This is a genomic window from Pseudomonas sp. FP1740, assembly GCF_030687165.1.
GTDB lineage: Bacteria > Pseudomonadota > Gammaproteobacteria > Pseudomonadales > Pseudomonadaceae > Aquipseudomonas.
The window spans coordinates 120827-137333 of the sequence record NZ_CP117461.1; the positions used below are offsets into that span (position 1 = coordinate 120827).

9 protein-coding genes and 3 rRNA genes are annotated in these 16507 nt (G+C 57.8%); 6 read left to right on the plus strand and 6 right to left on the minus strand.

Features of this window, described 5'->3' with window-relative positions:
* The first annotated feature begins 59 nt into the window (after positions 1–59).
* The 4 genes from PSH69_RS00585 to PSH69_RS00600 all read left to right on the plus strand — a co-directional run bounded on the left by PSH69_RS00585 (position 60) and on the right by PSH69_RS00600 (position 5729).
* Positions 60–2951: ribosomal RNA gene (locus tag PSH69_RS00585) — 23S ribosomal RNA — on the plus strand.
* A gap of 155 nt (positions 2952–3106) precedes the next feature.
* A 5S ribosomal RNA gene (gene rrf, locus PSH69_RS00590) occupies positions 3107–3222 on the plus strand.
* A gap of 107 nt (positions 3223–3329) precedes the next feature.
* A 5S ribosomal RNA gene (rrf, locus tag PSH69_RS00595) occupies positions 3330–3445 on the plus strand.
* 403 nt (positions 3446–3848) lie between these two features.
* Positions 3849–5729 (plus strand): methyl-accepting chemotaxis protein, encoded by a 1881-nt coding sequence (locus PSH69_RS00600; protein WP_064615719.1) that lies wholly within the window; start codon positions 3849–3851, stop codon positions 5727–5729.
* Between the two features lie 121 nt (positions 5730–5850).
* Here the strand turns inward: PSH69_RS00600 and PSH69_RS00605 are convergent, their stop codons facing one another.
* The 5 genes from PSH69_RS00605 to PSH69_RS00625 all read right to left on the minus strand — a co-directional run bounded on the left by PSH69_RS00605 (position 5851) and on the right by PSH69_RS00625 (position 12936).
* Complete coding sequence (locus tag PSH69_RS00605) at positions 5851–6318, minus strand: SRPBCC family protein (RefSeq protein ID WP_305410714.1); 468 nt, start codon at positions 6316–6318, stop codon at positions 5851–5853.
* Positions 6319–6348: 30 nt separating this feature from the next.
* Positions 6349–9765: a non-ribosomal peptide synthetase gene (locus PSH69_RS00610; protein WP_305410715.1), complete on the minus strand. Its 3417-nt coding sequence runs from the start codon at positions 9763–9765 to the stop codon at positions 6349–6351.
* Positions 9766–9778: 13 nt separating this feature from the next.
* Positions 9779–10708 carry a diiron oxygenase gene (locus PSH69_RS00615; RefSeq protein WP_305410716.1) on the minus strand — a complete coding sequence of 310 codons (930 nt, stop codon included), beginning with the start codon at positions 10706–10708 and terminating at the stop codon, positions 9779–9781.
* Complete coding sequence (locus PSH69_RS00620; protein WP_305410717.1) at positions 10705–11481, minus strand: DUF3050 domain-containing protein; 777 nt, start codon at positions 11479–11481, stop codon at positions 10705–10707. The genes PSH69_RS00615 and PSH69_RS00620 overlap by 4 nt, the downstream gene beginning before the upstream one ends.
* Positions 11482–12225: 744 nt before the next feature.
* Positions 12226–12936 carry a GntR family transcriptional regulator gene (locus PSH69_RS00625; RefSeq protein WP_305410718.1) on the minus strand — a complete coding sequence of 237 codons (711 nt, stop codon included), beginning with the start codon at positions 12934–12936 and terminating at the stop codon, positions 12226–12228.
* 266 nt (positions 12937–13202) lie between these two features.
* Here PSH69_RS00625 and lapG point away from each other — a divergent pair, with 266 nt between their 5' ends.
* Together lapG and lapD are read left to right on the plus strand one after the other, a co-directional pair.
* Positions 13203–13895, plus strand: a complete 693-nt coding sequence (lapG, locus tag PSH69_RS00630; protein ID WP_018930302.1) for a cysteine protease LapG — start codon at positions 13203–13205, stop codon at positions 13893–13895.
* Between the two features lie 14 nt (positions 13896–13909).
* Complete coding sequence (lapD, locus tag PSH69_RS00635) at positions 13910–15856, plus strand: cyclic di-GMP receptor LapD (RefSeq protein ID WP_305410719.1); 1947 nt, start codon at positions 13910–13912, stop codon at positions 15854–15856.
* Between the two features lie 165 nt (positions 15857–16021).
* On the opposite strand, the gene PSH69_RS00640 is transcribed toward lapD, so the two are convergent.
* Positions 16022–16360: a hypothetical protein gene (locus tag PSH69_RS00640; protein ID WP_018930300.1), complete on the minus strand. Its 339-nt coding sequence runs from the start codon at positions 16358–16360 to the stop codon at positions 16022–16024.
* Positions 16361–16507: the final 147 nt, after the last annotated feature.

Consider the following 16507-nt stretch of genomic DNA (forward strand, 5'->3'; position numbering starts at 1 on the left):
CATGCGAATTTTCGGCGAATGTCGTCTTCACAGTATAACCAGATTGCTTGGGGTTATATGGTCAAGTGAAGAAGCGCATACGGTGGATGCCTTGGCAGTCAGAGGCGATGAAAGACGTGGTAGCCTGCGAAAAGCTTCGGGGAGTCGGCAAACAGACTTTGATCCGGAGATGTCTGAATGGGGGAACCCAGCCATCATAAGATGGTTATCTTGTACTGAATACATAGGTGCAAGAGGCGAACCAGGGGAACTGAAACATCTAAGTACCCTGAGGAAAAGAAATCAACCGAGATTCCCTTAGTAGTGGCGAGCGAACGGGGACTAGCCCTTAAGTGGCTTTGAGATTAGCGGAACGCTCTGGAAAGTGCGGCCATAGTGGGTGATAGCCCTGTACGCGAAAATCTCTTGGCCATGAAATCGAGTAGGACGGAGCACGAGAAACTTTGTCTGAATATGGGGGGACCATCCTCCAAGGCTAAATACTACTGACTGACCGATAGTGAACTAGTACCGTGAGGGAAAGGCGAAAAGAACCCCGGAGAGGGGAGTGAAATAGATCCTGAAACCGTATGCGTACAAGCAGTGGGAGCCCACTTTGTTGGGTGACTGCGTACCTTTTGTATAATGGGTCAGCGACTTATTTTCAGTGGCGAGCTTAACCGAATAGGGGAGGCGTAGCGAAAGCGAGTCTTAATAGGGCGTCTAGTCGCTGGGAATAGACCCGAAACCGGGCGATCTATCCATGGGCAGGTTGAAGGTTAGGTAACACTGACTGGAGGACCGAACCGACTACCGTTGAAAAGTTAGCGGATGACCTGTGGATCGGAGTGAAAGGCTAATCAAGCTCGGAGATAGCTGGTTCTCCTCGAAAGCTATTTAGGTAGCGCCTCATGTATCACTGTAGGGGGTAGAGCACTGTTTCGGCTAGGGGGTCATCCCGACTTACCAAACCGATGCAAACTCCGAATACCTACAAGTGCCGAGCATGGGAGACACACGGCGGGTGCTAACGTCCGTCGTGAAAAGGGAAACAACCCAGACCGTCAGCTAAGGTCCCAAAGTTATGGTTAAGTGGGAAACGATGTGGGAAGGCTTAGACAGCTAGGAGGTTGGCTTAGAAGCAGCCACCCTTTAAAGAAAGCGTAATAGCTCACTAGTCGAGTCGGCCTGCGCGGAAGATGTAACGGGGCTCAAACCATACACCGAAGCTACGGGTATCACTTAGGTGATGCGGTAGAGGAGCGTTCTGTAAGCCTGTGAAGGTGAGTTGAGAAGCTTGCTGGAGGTATCAGAAGTGCGAATGCTGACATGAGTAACGACAATGGGTGTGAAAAACACCCACGCCGAAAGACCAAGGTTTCCTGCGCAACGTTAATCGACGCAGGGTTAGTCGGTCCCTAAGGCGAGGCTGAAAAGCGTAGTCGATGGAAAACAGGTTAATATTCCTGTACTTCTGGTTATTGCGATGGAGGGACGGAGAAGGCTAGGCCAGCTTGGCGTTGGTTGTCCAAGTTTAAGGTGGTAGGCTGGAATCTTAGGTAAATCCGGGATTCTAAGGCCGAGAGCTGATGACGAGTGTTCTTTTAGAACACGAAGTGGTTGATGCCATGCTTCCAAGAAAAGCTTCTAAGCTTCAGGTAACCAGGAACCGTACCCCAAACCGACACAGGTGGTTGGGTAGAGAATACCAAGGCGCTTGAGAGAACTCGGGTGAAGGAACTAGGCAAAATGGCACCGTAACTTCGGGAGAAGGTGCGCCGGTGAGGGTGAAGCACTTGCTGCGTAAGCCCACGCCGGTCGAAGATACCAGGCCGCTGCGACTGTTTATTAAAAACACAGCACTCTGCAAACACGAAAGTGGACGTATAGGGTGTGACGCCTGCCCGGTGCCGGAAGGTTAATTGATGGGGTTAGCTAACGCGAAGCTCTTGATCGAAGCCCCGGTAAACGGCGGCCGTAACTATAACGGTCCTAAGGTAGCGAAATTCCTTGTCGGGTAAGTTCCGACCTGCACGAATGGCGTAACGATGGCGGCGCTGTCTCCACCCGAGACTCAGTGAAATTGAAATCGCTGTGAAGATGCAGTGTATCCGCGGCTAGACGGAAAGACCCCGTGAACCTTTACTATAGCTTTGCACTGGACTTTGAATTTGCTTGTGTAGGATAGGTGGGAGGCTTTGAAGCGTGGACGCCAGTTCGCGTGGAGCCATCCTTGAAATACCACCCTGGCAACTTTGAGGTTCTAACTCAGGTCCGTTATCCGGATCGAGGACAGTGTATGGTGGGTAGTTTGACTGGGGCGGTCTCCTCCTAAAGAGTAACGGAGGAGTACGAAGGTGCGCTCAGACCGGTCGGAAATCGGTCGTAGAGTATAAAGGCAAAAGCGCGCTTGACTGCGAGACAGACACGTCGAGCAGGTACGAAAGTAGGTCTTAGTGATCCGGTGGTTCTGTATGGAAGGGCCATCGCTCAACGGATAAAAGGTACTCCGGGGATAACAGGCTGATACCGCCCAAGAGTTCATATCGACGGCGGTGTTTGGCACCTCGATGTCGGCTCATCACATCCTGGGGCTGAAGCCGGTCCCAAGGGTATGGCTGTTCGCCATTTAAAGTGGTACGCGAGCTGGGTTTAGAACGTCGTGAGACAGTTCGGTCCCTATCTGCCGTGGACGTTTGAGATTTGAGAGGGGCTGCTCCTAGTACGAGAGGACCGGAGTGGACGAACCTCTGGTGTTCCGGTTGTCACGCCAGTGGCATTGCCGGGTAGCTATGTTCGGAATAGATAACCGCTGAAAGCATCTAAGCGGGAAACTAGCCTCAAGATGAGATCTCACTGGGACCTTGAGTCCCCTGAAGGGCCGTCGAAGACTACGACGTTGATAGGTTGGGTGTGTAAGCGCTGTGAGGCGTTGAGCTAACCAATACTAATTGCCCGTGAGGCTTGACCATATAACACCCAAGCAATTTGTTGATCCGAAAGGACACCAGATTGCGGTGTGTGAAGACGCAATGAACCGAAAGTTCGCAACCATTCACAAAAGCCGCACAAACTATCGCATACCCAATTTGCTGAAGCGTCGAAAGACGGTTCGGTACCCGAATTTCTTGACGACCATAGAGCATTGGAACCACCTGATCCCATCCCGAACTCAGCAGTGAAACGATGCATCGCCGATGGTAGTGTGGGGTTTCCCCATGTGAGAGTAGGTCATCGTCAAGATTAAATTCCGAAACCCCTATCTGCGTACGCAGGTAGGGGTTTTGTTTTAGTAGAAGTCACCAATTTTGCTGGCACGTTACCGCTGTAACGGGCTGGTCACAGAATTTCTTGACGACCATAGAGCATTGGAACCACCTGATCCCATCCCGAACTCAGAAGTGAAACGATGCATCGCCGATGGTAGTGTGGGGTTTCCCCATGTGAGAGTAGGTCATCGTCAAGATTAAATTCCGAAACCCCTGTCTGCTTATGCAGACAGGGGTTTTGTCTTTCTGGGCTTATAGAAGTCTAAGTCTGAAGCGGGTCAAATCCAGGTCTGCGTATCTCGCTATTCCTTCGAGCCAGTAGCATCAGATATATCCCCCCTCATCGATACACCACAGCCAAAACGCCCAACCGCGATCATGACGTGCGGTAAGCCCAATAATCCGTCCCTCCTAGCACGCCGTTCGGCGGTTATCTGACGGGTTTTGTACAAATCCTTAAGTTTTCTCCCGCTCGTGCCGAAAGACTGATGACACATGCGTGCACCAAAGTAGAGCGGCTTCAGAATGCCGTCTGCGCTGTTACATGGAATGTTGCAACCCGGAACGCATCCCCACTTTTGGCATAAGAAGTCCCATGAAATGAATCTCAAGTTCAGCCATAAAATCCTGCTGGCCGCTTCAGGCGTCGTGGTGCTGGCGTTTGCGTTGTTCACTTTGTACAACGACTACCTGCAACGAAACACCATTCGGCAAAACATCGAGTCCTCCGTTGAGCAAGCCGGCGACCTGACTGCCAGCAGCGTGCAGAACTGGATGAGCGGCCGCGTGCTGGTCCTGGAAAACCTCGCGCAGAACGTCGCCCATCAAGGTGCCAATGCTGACTTGCCGGGGCTGGTCGATCAACCGGCCCTCACCTCGAACTTCCAGTTCACCTACGTTGGGCAGGCCAATGGCTTGTTCACCCAGCGCCCTGACGCGAAGATGCCGGACGGCTACGACCCGCGTCAGCGCCCCTGGTACAAACAAGCCGTGGTCGCCGACAAGACCATGCTGACCCCGCCTTATATGGCGGCGGTCGGCGGGCTGGTGGTAACCGTTGCCATACCGGTGAAAAAGAACAGCGAACTGCTGGGCGTGGTCGGCGGTGACCTGAGCCTGGAAACCCTGGTGAAGATCATCAACTCGGTGGACTTCGGTGGTATCGGTCACGCATTCCTGGTCAGTGCCGACGGTCAGGTGATCGTCAGTCCGGACAAAGACCAAGTGATGAAGAACCTGAAAGACATCTATCCGGGTTCCAGTGTTCGCATCGAGAAAGGCATCCAGGAAGTCGTACTGAACAAACAGGACCGCATCCTTTCGTTCACGCCGGTGAGCGGTTTGCCGAATGCCGAGTGGTACGTCGGTCTGTCGATTGACAAGGCCAAGGCCTACGCACCACTGAGCCAGTTCCGCACCTCGGCGCTGATCGCGATGTTCATCGCCGTGACGGCCATTGCCGTGCTGCTGAGCTTGCTGATCAACGTGCTGATGCGTCCGCTGACCACGATGGGCCGTGCGATGCAGGACATCGCTCAGGGCGAGGGCGACCTGACCCGTCGTCTGGTCGTAGAAAGCAAAGACGAGTTCGGCGAGTTGGGTGGTTCCTTCAACCAGTTCGTAGAGCGGATTCACGCATCGATTTGCGAAGTGTCCTCGGCGACCCGCCAGGTTCATGATCTGTCGCAACGGGTGATGGCATCGTCCAACGCCTCGATCATCGGCTCCGACGAACAAAGCGCCCGCACCAACAGCGTGGCCGCGGCGATCAACCAATTGGGCGCCGCCACCCAGGAAATCGCCCGCAATGCCGCCGATGCTTCGCAACACGCCAGCGGCGCGAGCGAGCAGGCCGATGACGGCCGTCAGGTGGTGGAACAAACTATCCAGGCCATGACCGAGCTGTCGCAGAAAATCAGCCTGTCCTGCACGCAGATCGAAACCCTGAACGCGAGCACCGACAACATCGGCCACATTCTGGATGTGATCAAAGGCATCTCCCAGCAGACCAATCTGTTGGCGCTCAACGCGGCTATCGAAGCGGCCCGTGCCGGTGAGGCCGGTCGTGGTTTTGCGGTGGTGGCGGATGAGGTGCGCAACCTGGCTCATCGCACCCAGGAGTCGGCGGAAGAAATCCACAAGATGATCAGCTCGCTGCAGATCGGTTCTCGCGAGGCGGTGACTACGATGAACGCCAGTCAGGTGTCCAGCGAGCAGAGCGTCGAAGTGGCGAACCAGGCCGGCCTGCGACTGGTCAGCGTGACCCAGCGCATCGGCGAAATCGACGGCATGAACCAATCGGTGGCCGCGGCGACCGAAGAGCAGACGGCCGTGGTAGAAACCCTCAACGTCGACGTCAACCAGATCAACCTGCTGAACCAGCAGAGCGTGGCCAACCTCAATGAAACATTGAAGGATTGTGATGCACTGTCCCAGCAGGCCAATCGTTTGAAGCAACTGGTTGATAGCTTCAAGATCTGATTGAGGTCAGTACGATCGCGTTATCGTTCTTCGCGTGCAAGCCTCGCTCCTACAAGAGCTAACCTGTAGAAGCGAGGCTTGCCTGCGAAAGCGGTAGATCAGTCACCGCTGAACCGGAGCGCTACACAAACAGCTTCACCACATTCCCCATCGCATCATCGGCAAACCCCTGAACGAACTGCTTGAACCCCGGCAGGGCCTCGGCGCCGCCCTGGGCCGGTTCGGCGATGATCGTCCAGGTCGCCCGCGACTTGTCTGTACCCAGGGATTCCACACTCATCGACGCCCACAAATTGGCCACGCCCAAGGTGTTGTAGATCGTGGTCCAGGTCATGTTCAGCGCCTGGTCGTTGCGGGAGTTGAGCTGCTCGACCACCAGGTTGCCGTCCTTAAAGAACTTCTTGCGCAGCGACGACACACCTTCGCCGGTCATCTCGATATGCGACAGCGCCGGAATGAATCGGTCGAAGCCGGCAAAATTGCCGACTACTGTCCAGACTTGCGCCGCGTCGGCCGGTACTTCCACCGAAGACACAACGTGGCAGCCTTGAGGGTTTTTGATCAGGGTATCGGGTTGCAGAGTATTCATGGTTTTTGCTCCGTGCGGGGTTAGGGTGAATCAGATGAAGTTGATTTCTTTGAGGTAGTCGCAGCCGCGTCGCAGCAGCGCCGGGGATTTTTCCGGGTAGTGCGCGCCCATCTGCCGTACACCGGCCTGGGCGTTGTCGTGGCCGATCATCGAGATGTCGCCGATGTCTTCCTCGAAGCCGTTGAGGTAGAAACCCAGCACGCCAAACAGCGCGTTATCACTGTCGACCCGGCCCAATTGCTGCTGCCAGTCGGCGACGCTGACCATCGAGAACTCCCGACCGGCTTCGCGAAAGGAAGCCACATAGGTGTCCCAGCTCAGGGGTTCGGGGTTGTGCAGGTTGAACACCGCTTTTTCGGCCTGGTAACGGCTGGCATGGAAGGCGATGAAACGGGCGAGAAAATCCACCGGCATCAGGTCGAAATTCAGTGCGAACTCCGGTACCTGACCGAGCTGGATCGAGCCCTTGAGCATCAGCATCAGGCGATTCTTGTGGGGCTGGCAGACGCCGGTGAGGCTGTTGAAACTGATGTTGCCGGGGCGATAAAGATTGACCCGAACCCCACGTTCCCGCGCCCGTTCGAGGATCCGCTCGCCGACCCATTTGGACAGGTTGTAGCCGTTCTTGATGTAGATCGGCGGTGTCTGCGCGGCGGGCAACTCCAGCACCCGGCCATCGTCGGAAATCGTGCTGGACGCCGAGAGCGTCGAGACGAAGTTGAAGATCTTCTTGCTGCGGCCTTCACACAGGCGTAGACACTCGAAAATCGGTTCGACGTTATCCCGCGCCAACGACTCGTAATCGAGGACGTGATTGACGTTGGCGGCGTTGTGCACCAGTGCGCCGAACTCTCGATCCAGCCGTTCGTAAACCGCTTCGCTGAGCCCCAGTTGCGGGCGAGTGATGTCTGCCGCGTAAACCTGCACCCGGCTCAGGTCCAGATGCTCCAGGCGGTTTTCCCGCAACGCATCTGCAAAGCGTTGCGCCGCCGATTGCCCACCGCCATCGCGCACCAGGCACGCTACTTCGCTGGCGCCCCAGGCAAGCAGCGCTTCGACGATATGCACACCGACAAAGCTGTTGGCGCCGGTGACGATCACCTTGTGCACATCGCCCATTCGGCTGATCGGCAGCGGCTCGATGTCCAGTTCACGGAAGGCATCGGCCAGGGCTTTTTCACTCAACACTTCCTCGGTCCCGGAGCCTCGCACCAACGTCGCCAGCTTCGCAATCGTCGGCAGTTCGATGAAGCGGTTGATCGAGATACTGCGGCCGAACTCCTCACGCAAACGCAGGAGCATGCGCGACAGCAGAATCGAGTGCCCGCCGAGGTTGAAGAAGCTTTCGTCGGTGGAAATGTCGCTGGCGGGCAGCTCCAGCAGCTCAGCCCAGATTTCCAACAACAGCGCTTCATCGGCGCTGGCGGGCAAACACCGTGGGCTGTTGTCGGTCACGTTGACGGGCAATTCCAGCAGCGCTTTGCGGTCGACCTTGCCGTTGCTGGCGAACGGCATGCTTGCCAGCTCGGTCCAGGCGATCGGCTGCATGTAGTCCGGCAAAAATTGCATCGCATGGGCTTTCAAGGCTTCGCGAGCGGCACCGGGTTGCGCTTCCTGGGGTTGCGCGAGAAAGGCCAGAATCCGCCGATGACAATCGATGACCACCGCCACCTGACGGTACAGCTGGCTGTCGCGCAGGCAGCGTTCGATCTCTTCCGGCTCGACCCGAAAGCCGCGAATCTTCACCTGATTGTCTCGTCGTCCGCACAGCTCGATACCATCGGCGGTCCACTTGGCCATGTCGCCGGAGCGGTAGGCACGCAGGCTATGGCCGTTCGGCAGGCTCAGGTTCAGATAGCGTTCGGCAGTCTGCTGCGGATTGTTCAGGTAACCCAGGCACACCCCCGGGCCGACGATGTACAACTCACCGACGGTTTGCTCGGTCACCGGTTGCAAATCCTCATCAAGGATCAGCACCTGACTGTTGGCAATCGGTGCACCGAGGGTCCGGTTGCTGTCGCCGGTACGCAGTTGCCGCGCGGTGATCAGCACCGTGGCTTCGGTCGGGCCATAGAGGTTGTAGAGATTGCCTTGGCGGGTCAGTTGCTGGACTACGTAGGGTTCGCAGACATCGCCGCCGGTCATCACATGATCGAGGACCTGCAACTGATCCAGCGGCAGGATGCTCAGCAAGGCTGGCGGCAAAAAGGCATGGCTGAGTTGTTGGTGGCGGATCAGCTCGACCAGTTGCAGTGGGTCGCGACGTTGGTCCTCGTTGGGCACGATCAGCTCTGCGCCCTGCAGCAGGGTCGGGAAGATATCGATCAGTGACGAGTCGAAACTCAACGATGAAAACTGCAACGCCCGGCTCTGTTCGGTCAGCTGCACGTAGTCGGCGTACCATGCGGTGAAGTGCGCGAGGTTGGCCTGGCTGAGCAGCACGCCTTTGGGGTGACCTGTGGTGCCCGAGGTGTAGAGCGCCATGCATGGCGCGTCGAGATCGGGGCGTTGGCGCATCAAGGGTTGATCGAGGTTCACATCGCCGCTGTCGATACGGCTGATGTCCAGCCCCGGCATCGTCTTGCTGAGTGGATGCTCTCCGTCATGCAGCAACAACACCGCCCCAGCGTTTTCCAGAATGTACTGCTGACGTTGCAGCGGGTGGCTGGGCTCCAGCGGCAGGTACACCGCGCCGCTGCCGAGGATCGCCAGAATCCCCGCATACAACGCACTGCATTTTGGCAGGCAGACTCCGACCACCAGAGGCCCTTGATGCTGATCGAGCAACGGTTGCAATCGCTGTTGGATGGCGCGGCTGTGGGCGTGCAGTTCTCGATAGCTCAGCGACGTGCCGGCGATATTCAGCGCCGCACGCTCGGCAGACTGAATAAAGCGCTGTTCAAGCCGCTCGATCATCGGGATCTGCCCAAGTTGCAGCAGTCGTGGTTCTGCCGTGTTGTTGAGACGGTGGACGAAGGCCAGGCGCTCTAAAAACAGCAGGTTTTCCACCTGTTCGAAGTGCGCGGAAATCGTCGGCTCGGCCTGCAGGAAATAGTCGGCATCCCGGGAGAAGCGGCTGACCAGCAGCGCCACATGATCGACCAGATCGGCCACCGCTCGCAGGCGCAATGCCTGGCCGTTGCCGGACAACTCTTCGGCGACCGGCACGCGACTCAACGGCGTCGAGTTGTACGTGCACAGCAGGTCCAGCGGTGGCAGCCCGCTAGCTCCCGGCACCCCGACACCCACTTGCAGCATCAGGTGCGGCGCATTGCCGAAGTCCCGAAATGGCAGGCTGGCATCGTCGATCAGCAAATCAAATAGGCCTGGCGGTGGTTCTTCCACATTCGCAAGTCGCGCCAATGAATGACCATGTTGTTCGAGCTCCATCGCCAGTTCGGTCAGGGCCTGGCTATGCCCGATGAGTAAAATATCGAGACGTCTCATGATGTTCTCCTCGTTAAACCAGGTAGTCGCTCAGGGCGCTTTGCACGCACGGTGAATCGAGCAGCGAACTGCTGCGGAAAAACCGCACGATGTTGGCGACCAGCGGGTGATGGCGATTGATCGGGAAGGCCAGCCCCGACACTTCGCTCTTGAGGGCCTGACGCGCCACGTCGCTGATCTGCAAGGCGTCGATCAGGCGGAAGTCGAAGGACTTCTGGATGTCGTTGGTCAGGTAATGGCTGATGAACACCGGCAGGATGTGCGCGATGCACTGGCGATCGTCTTCGCTTGCGGTGTGCCAGTAGATGCGCACCAACCGCGACCAGAACCCGGAATGACGGCCCTCGTCCAGCAAGTGGTCTGCCATCAGGCCTTTGATCGATTGCTTGACCGTATCGTCCTTGGCGAACGCCGCTACATCGCCGGTCACGGTGTTCTCGGCGATGGCCACGCAGATCAGTTCCACGGCGCTGCGCAGGTGCTCCGGTGCGAGGGCCACGGCCGCCGGGATGGCACGGCTCAGTTCGATTTCATCCGGCAGTTCGATGGGGGTGATGCCGGTCATGGCGACGGTCTGCTGCATGAAGTCCATGGCCACCAGGGCGTGGTAATCCTCGTCCACCACCACGGTCATGGCGTCGTAGCGACAGGCGAACGGGAACGCCACGCTGAAGCGGTTTTTAGCGATGCTGCGGGCGGTCTTGTCGACGATCTCGGTTTCGAAAATCACCACGTCATTGATGAACTTGTAGAGCGTCTGTACCAGGGCGAAGTCCCGTTGTTCCGGGCATTCGCGCAGGAAGGTTTCGCTCAGCACCAGCGGTTGGCGACTCAGTGGATAGATCAGCTTGTCGTCGTTCTCCAGCACACGCCGGGGGCGGGTGCGAATGGTTGCGCGGCTTTCCCAGGCGTCGGCGAAGGATTGGTAGTCGGCGGCGTTCATGCGTTCACCTCGGCAACCGGTTCGCTCATGCTCAGGCGCAAGCCGTCCCACAGGGCGATGCGACTTTCCACGGCGGCGATGGCGCTGGCATAAACGTCTTCTTCACGCTGCGGATCGCCATCGACCAGGCGGGCGAGGAGTTTTTCTGCCGCCGGGCCGTGGTCTTCGGAGTCGACTTCGATGTGTCGCTCCAGGTAGTAACGGAAGGTCGGCGCCTGTTCGATGCCAATGCCCCAGTCGTCGAGAATCCGCTGGAACATCTGCGGGATGACACTCTCGCGGCCGTGCAGAAACGCCGCCGCCACACTGTGCCCCGGCGCATGCAACGCGGTGTGCAAGGTGTGACGTACGAATTGTGCGGCCGCCGGGTCGACGTCCACGCTTTGCAAGGCCACGTCGTAGCTCACGCCTTCTTTTTGCAACGCCACGAAGCGCTCGACGGCGAACGTGCTTGCACCGACTTCGCGCATCGCATCCAGGTACAACTCGAAATGGCTGTAGTGACCTTGGGCGGGACGATCATCGGACTCTTCACCGAGCACGATCTCGTTGATCAGACGCGCGGCCTGCGGATCTCGTGGCGGCAGCCAGGGCAGCTGAACGCAGGTCAGTTCCTGTTGCAGGCGTTTGGTCAGCGACATGAAATCCCACACTGCGAACACATGGGTTTCCATGAAGCGTTGAAGCACCGATAACGAATGTATTTCAGAAAAGATCGGGTGCGCACTAAGTTCTGCTTTCTTCTGATTAAGACGATCTTTAGTCGGTTTCATGAGCGAGCCTATAAGTGATCTGGAATACCGTTGAGGGGGTGTTGATCAATAAGTAACGGTTGCTTGAAGTTTTCTATTGGCGAGCGGGTGCCTCAATTGAATTGATGCTTGTTAGGGTTGTGCAATCGCTGAGTAGTGCTTGGCCCCGGTGTTTGTGGGCGGCGGAGAAAAACTAATGCATGAATAAAGTGTCGGGCAAGTGTTTTTTTAATTAATTAAAAGTTTAACTTTTTCGAGTGCGACAAGTTCCAATAAGACTTTTATATAAAGTTTTATTTGGGCGTAGTTGCTCCTTTCGGCGTATATAAGCCAAAATTCAAATAAAGAGTGAATGCCTCACTCGAAGCAACTTTCTACTTGGGTCATTGATGTGATCTGAGGGGGTGGAAGTTGGCTGGGAGCGACGCCGGTTCTTCCTTTCCCGTGACAAGACTCCTTCCGTTGGTTCTTGTGGTGCGGGTGACTGCTCCGGGGTGCGGTGCGTCGCCCGTCATTATTCGTTGGCAGCTCAAGAGTGAGCGTAATTCACGGCGCTCGCTATCACCCCTGCATGATCTGATAGGTGCAATTATCGGGCTCGGGGGTGACAGGGCTTTGGGAGTGGGCATGAAGTCGCTGCACACCGGCGCGGTGTGGGCGAAAGGGGGATTTGTAAGCAGATTTGTTCGTCGAGCAGTCCAGGGGCGGATCAGCCAGAAATCGCGGCGAGCCGTTCAATGGCTCGCTCGGGGTTGTCACCGCGGTTTACTTCGAGGTTTTCTTGCGCTGCGCCTCAGGGCTTGCGAGGTAGTGCGTAATGACTTCGACACCCCGGTTGAGGTGGTTTTCGAGCAACATCACCGAGTGCTCGATATCCCGGTCCTCGGCGGCCCGCAACAGCGCTCGGTGATCTTCCTGGGACAGTTTGCCCAGGCCCATGGCTTCCAGGTTGAATCGCAGGAAGCGTTCCTCTTCGTTCAACCCGTCTTCGACCAGCTTCAGCAGCCGCTGGTTGGGGGCTTTGTTGTAAAGCGCCATGTGGAACAGGCGATTGAGCCGGCCGATCTCGGTGTAGTCGTGTTCCGTTTCCAGCTCGTCGATGTAGTGTGCAGCCTGTTTGAAATCGGCGTCTTCAAGCAGGGGGATTGACCGACGCAAGGCTTCGGACTCCAGCAGGATCCGCAACTCATACGTCTCTGCCGCATCGCCCTGAACCAACGGTGCGACCACCGCGCCTTTATGGGCGATCACGTTGAGCAGCGCTTGCGCTTCAAGCTGGCGCAAGGCTTCGCGCACCGGCATGCGGCTAACGCCGAACAGGTCAGCGAGGTCTTGCTGACGCAGGGCGGTGCCGCAAGGAATGCGACCGTCGAGAATGGCCGCGCGCAGGGTTTCTTCGATCACCGAGCGTGCCAGATGAGCGGGAATCGGCCCGTTGACCTTGATGCTGCTGAGAGGGTTGGGCTTCTGTGTCACGACAAACGCACCCTGATTGGCTGAAGTATTTGGATCCAAATGGACACTAGTGACTGCCTGACGGGTTGTCAAACGGTCAAAAGGCGCAGTCTTCGGCAGCTCCTGCAGACTTCGGCACAGGAGTTGCCGAAGGCTGCGATCTTTTTATTGCACCCGTAATGCAAAGTTTAGCGTGTTGGCAGTGATCTCACCGTGCCATTGTCTTTTAGCAGACTAACCTTCACCATCAAGCCAGATTTCCATCTGCCTGATCTGGATGCCTCGCATTGGCGGTACGTTTCGCGATCCCTCGGACTTTGCGCTGGCTAGGCTGCGCACTGCTGCTGGCCGGCGTCATGCTGGGCGGGCTGCATGCCGACTGGGATTTTTCGCTGATCAGCCGTCGCGCGCAGGCATTGTACGGGCCTTTGGGTGAAGGGCGGCAGCGCATTGATGCCTGGCAGCAATTGCTGGCCACGCAAAAACAGGTCGGTGAGCTGGAGCAGCTCAACGTGGTCAACCAGTTCTTCAACAGGCAGATGCGCTACGAAGAAGACATCGACCTGTGGCACGAGGTCGATTATTGGGAAACTCCCATCGAAGCCTTGTGGAAGGGCGCCGGCGATTGCGAAGACTACGCTATCGCCAAGTATTTCAGTCTGCGTCATCTTGGCGTCTCCAGTGACAAGCTGCGCATTACCTACGTCAAGGCTTTGCGCCTGAACCGCGCGCACATGGTGCTGACCTACTACGCGAGCCCCGAGGCCATGCCTTTGGTGCTCGACAGCCTGATCGATGCAATCAAGCCCGCCAACCAGCGAACCGATTTGCTGCCGGTCTACTCTTTCAATGCCGAAGGGTTGTGGCTGCCGGGTGCCAAGGGCAACAAGAAGGTCGGAGACACCAAACGCCTGTCTCGCTGGCAGGACGTGTTGAAGAAAATGCAGGCCGAAGGTTTCCCGGTCGAGACGATTAACTAGGAGCACGCGCTCAGATGTCTTTGTTCAAACAGCTGTTGATCGCAATTTGTCTGTTCCTGGTGGTCGCCTTCACCGGCAGCTTCATGGTCAGTCTGGAAAGCTCGCGCACCCAGTACGTCAACCAGTTGCGTTCTCACGCCCAGGACGCCGCGACGGCATTGGCGCTGTCCCTGACGCCGAACATCGACGACCCGGCAATGGTCGAGTTGCTGGTCAGCTCGATCTTCGACAGCGGTTACTACGCGAGCATCCGCGTGGTCGATCTGGCCAACGACAAGACGATTGTCGAACGCAGCGGCATCCCGGCGGTCACCAACGTGCCCGACTGGTTCGTCAAACTGATCGGCCTGGAGCCGGCCGGTGGCGATGCGATTGTCAGCCGTGGCTGGGAGCAGGCCGCGCGGGTCGAGGTGGTCAGCCATCCGATGTTCGCGTTAGCCAAGCTGTGGCAGAGCGCGTTGGGCAGCCTCGGCTGGTTGCTGCTCTGTGGCGCGGTGAGTGCGGTGCTGGGCGCGTTGTTGCTGCGTCGGCAACTGAAGCCGCTGGACTACATGGTCAAGCAATCCCATGCCATTGCTCGCCGGGAATTCTTAAGCCTGCCGGAGCTGCCGCGTACCCCGGAATTGCGCCGGGTGGTGCAGGCCATGAACCAGATGGTCGAGAAGCTCAAGGCGCTGTTCCAGGAGCAGGCCGAACGCAGTGAAAAGCTGCGCGCCGAGTCCTATCAGGACAACCTGACCGGCCTGGCCAACCGGCGCTATTTCGAAATGCAATTAAACGCGCGATTGAACAACTCGGAGCAGGCCAGCTCCGGTTATTTGCTGCTGTTGCGGGTAAAGGATCTGGCCGGTTTGAACCAGCGACTGGGCGGTCAACGTACCGATGAATTGTTGAAAGCGGTCGGCGAGCAGTTGTCCCGCGAGTGCGCCAAATACCCGGAAACCCAGAACCTCGTTACGCGCATTCGCGGCGGGGAATTCGCCGTGCTGGCGCCGGGGCTGGTGCGTGAAGAAGCGCTGCAACTGGCGAGTAATCTCGAAAGCGCCTTGGGGAGCCTGCATGCGACGGGCGCCACGGACGTAGCTTCGGTGGCTTCGATCGGGTTGGCGCCGTTTGCCCATGGCGACTCGCCGCAAGCGGTGATCGGGTTGGCGGATCAGGCACTGGCCCAGGCGGAAAGCCAGGGCGAACCGAGCTGGGCATGCCTCGATCAGGGTGCGCTGGCGCGGGTTGGCGACGATCACCATGCCTGGCACACCCTGCTGGATCAGGCGCTGGACCAGCAGCGTTTCGAGCTGTATTTCCAGCCGGTGGTGGCCAGCCACGACACAGAGTTGGTGCTGCATTACAAAGTGCTGTCGCGCCTGCTCGACGAGCAGGGCCAGACCATTCCCGCCGGGCGTTTCTTGCCATGGCTTGAGCGTTTCGGCTGGACCGCGCGACTGGACCGTTTGATGCTGGAGTTGGTGCTCGAGCAGATGGTCGACCATGAGGAGTCGCTGGCGCTGAACCTGTCTTCGGCGACACTGGCGGACCCGCAGGCGCTGAACGCAGTGTTCGATATCCTGCGTCAGCATTCGAATCTTGGCGAACGACTGACCCTGGAAATCGGCGAAGAGCAACTGCCCGAGCAGGCGGTACTGGAGCAGCTGACGCGGCGTTTGCGCGAGCTTGGGTTCTCGCTGAGTCTGCAGCGTTTTGGTGGGCGCTTCAGCATGATCGGCAACCTGGCGCGGCTGGGGCTGGCGTATCTGAAGATCGACGGCAGTTACATCCGCGCGATTGATCAGGAGAGCGACAAGCGCCTGTTCATCGAGGCGATTCAGCGAGCGGCGCACAGCATCGATTTGCCGTTGATTGCCGAGCGGGTCGAGACCGAAGGGGAGTTGTCGGTGATTCGTGAGATGGGGTTGTACGGGGTTCAGGGGCAGTTGTTTGGTGAGCCGAAGCCTTGGCAGTGAGGCTGATACCGTCATCATGATCGTTCCCACGCTCTGCGTGGGAATGCAGCCCGTGACGCTCCGCGTCACAACGATGCCAGGCGCAACGCTAGCGGTGGGGCTGGAACGCGGAGCGTCCCTTGAGGCATTCCCACGCAGAGCGTGGGAACGATCGGTGGGGGAGGCTTAGATCAACCCCGTCTCATCATCATCGATCAACTGGCTCAACCCGCCCAACGCCTCACGGGCCTGGGTCCGGTCCATGAGCTTGGCTTGCGCAGCCGGCGGCAGGTCGGTGACGCGGATCACGCCTTTTTGGGTCAGCACCTGAATCAAGTCGTCGAGTACCCGAATCATCTCCAGGTCGCTCTGTTTGAGCTGCTTGAGGCTGGTTTCCACCACTTCGTGGGCAAACCAGGCCTGGATTTCATGGTGGTCGGCCGGCAGCGTTTCCGTGGCCTCGGCGTAGGCCGTGGCTTCCACGCGCACTAACTGACCTTGCGCATCGCGTTGCACGTAAAACATTAAGCATCCCTCGGAAATGGACCAGCGTCGTGCTGTCAGCAGCATAGGCCAACGCAGGCGAGTATGCGGTGCGACGACGAAATCGTCACCCGTGAGGTATGGGCACACATGACGGCCGCCCGGTTGGGGCGGCCGTCAGCCTGCGTA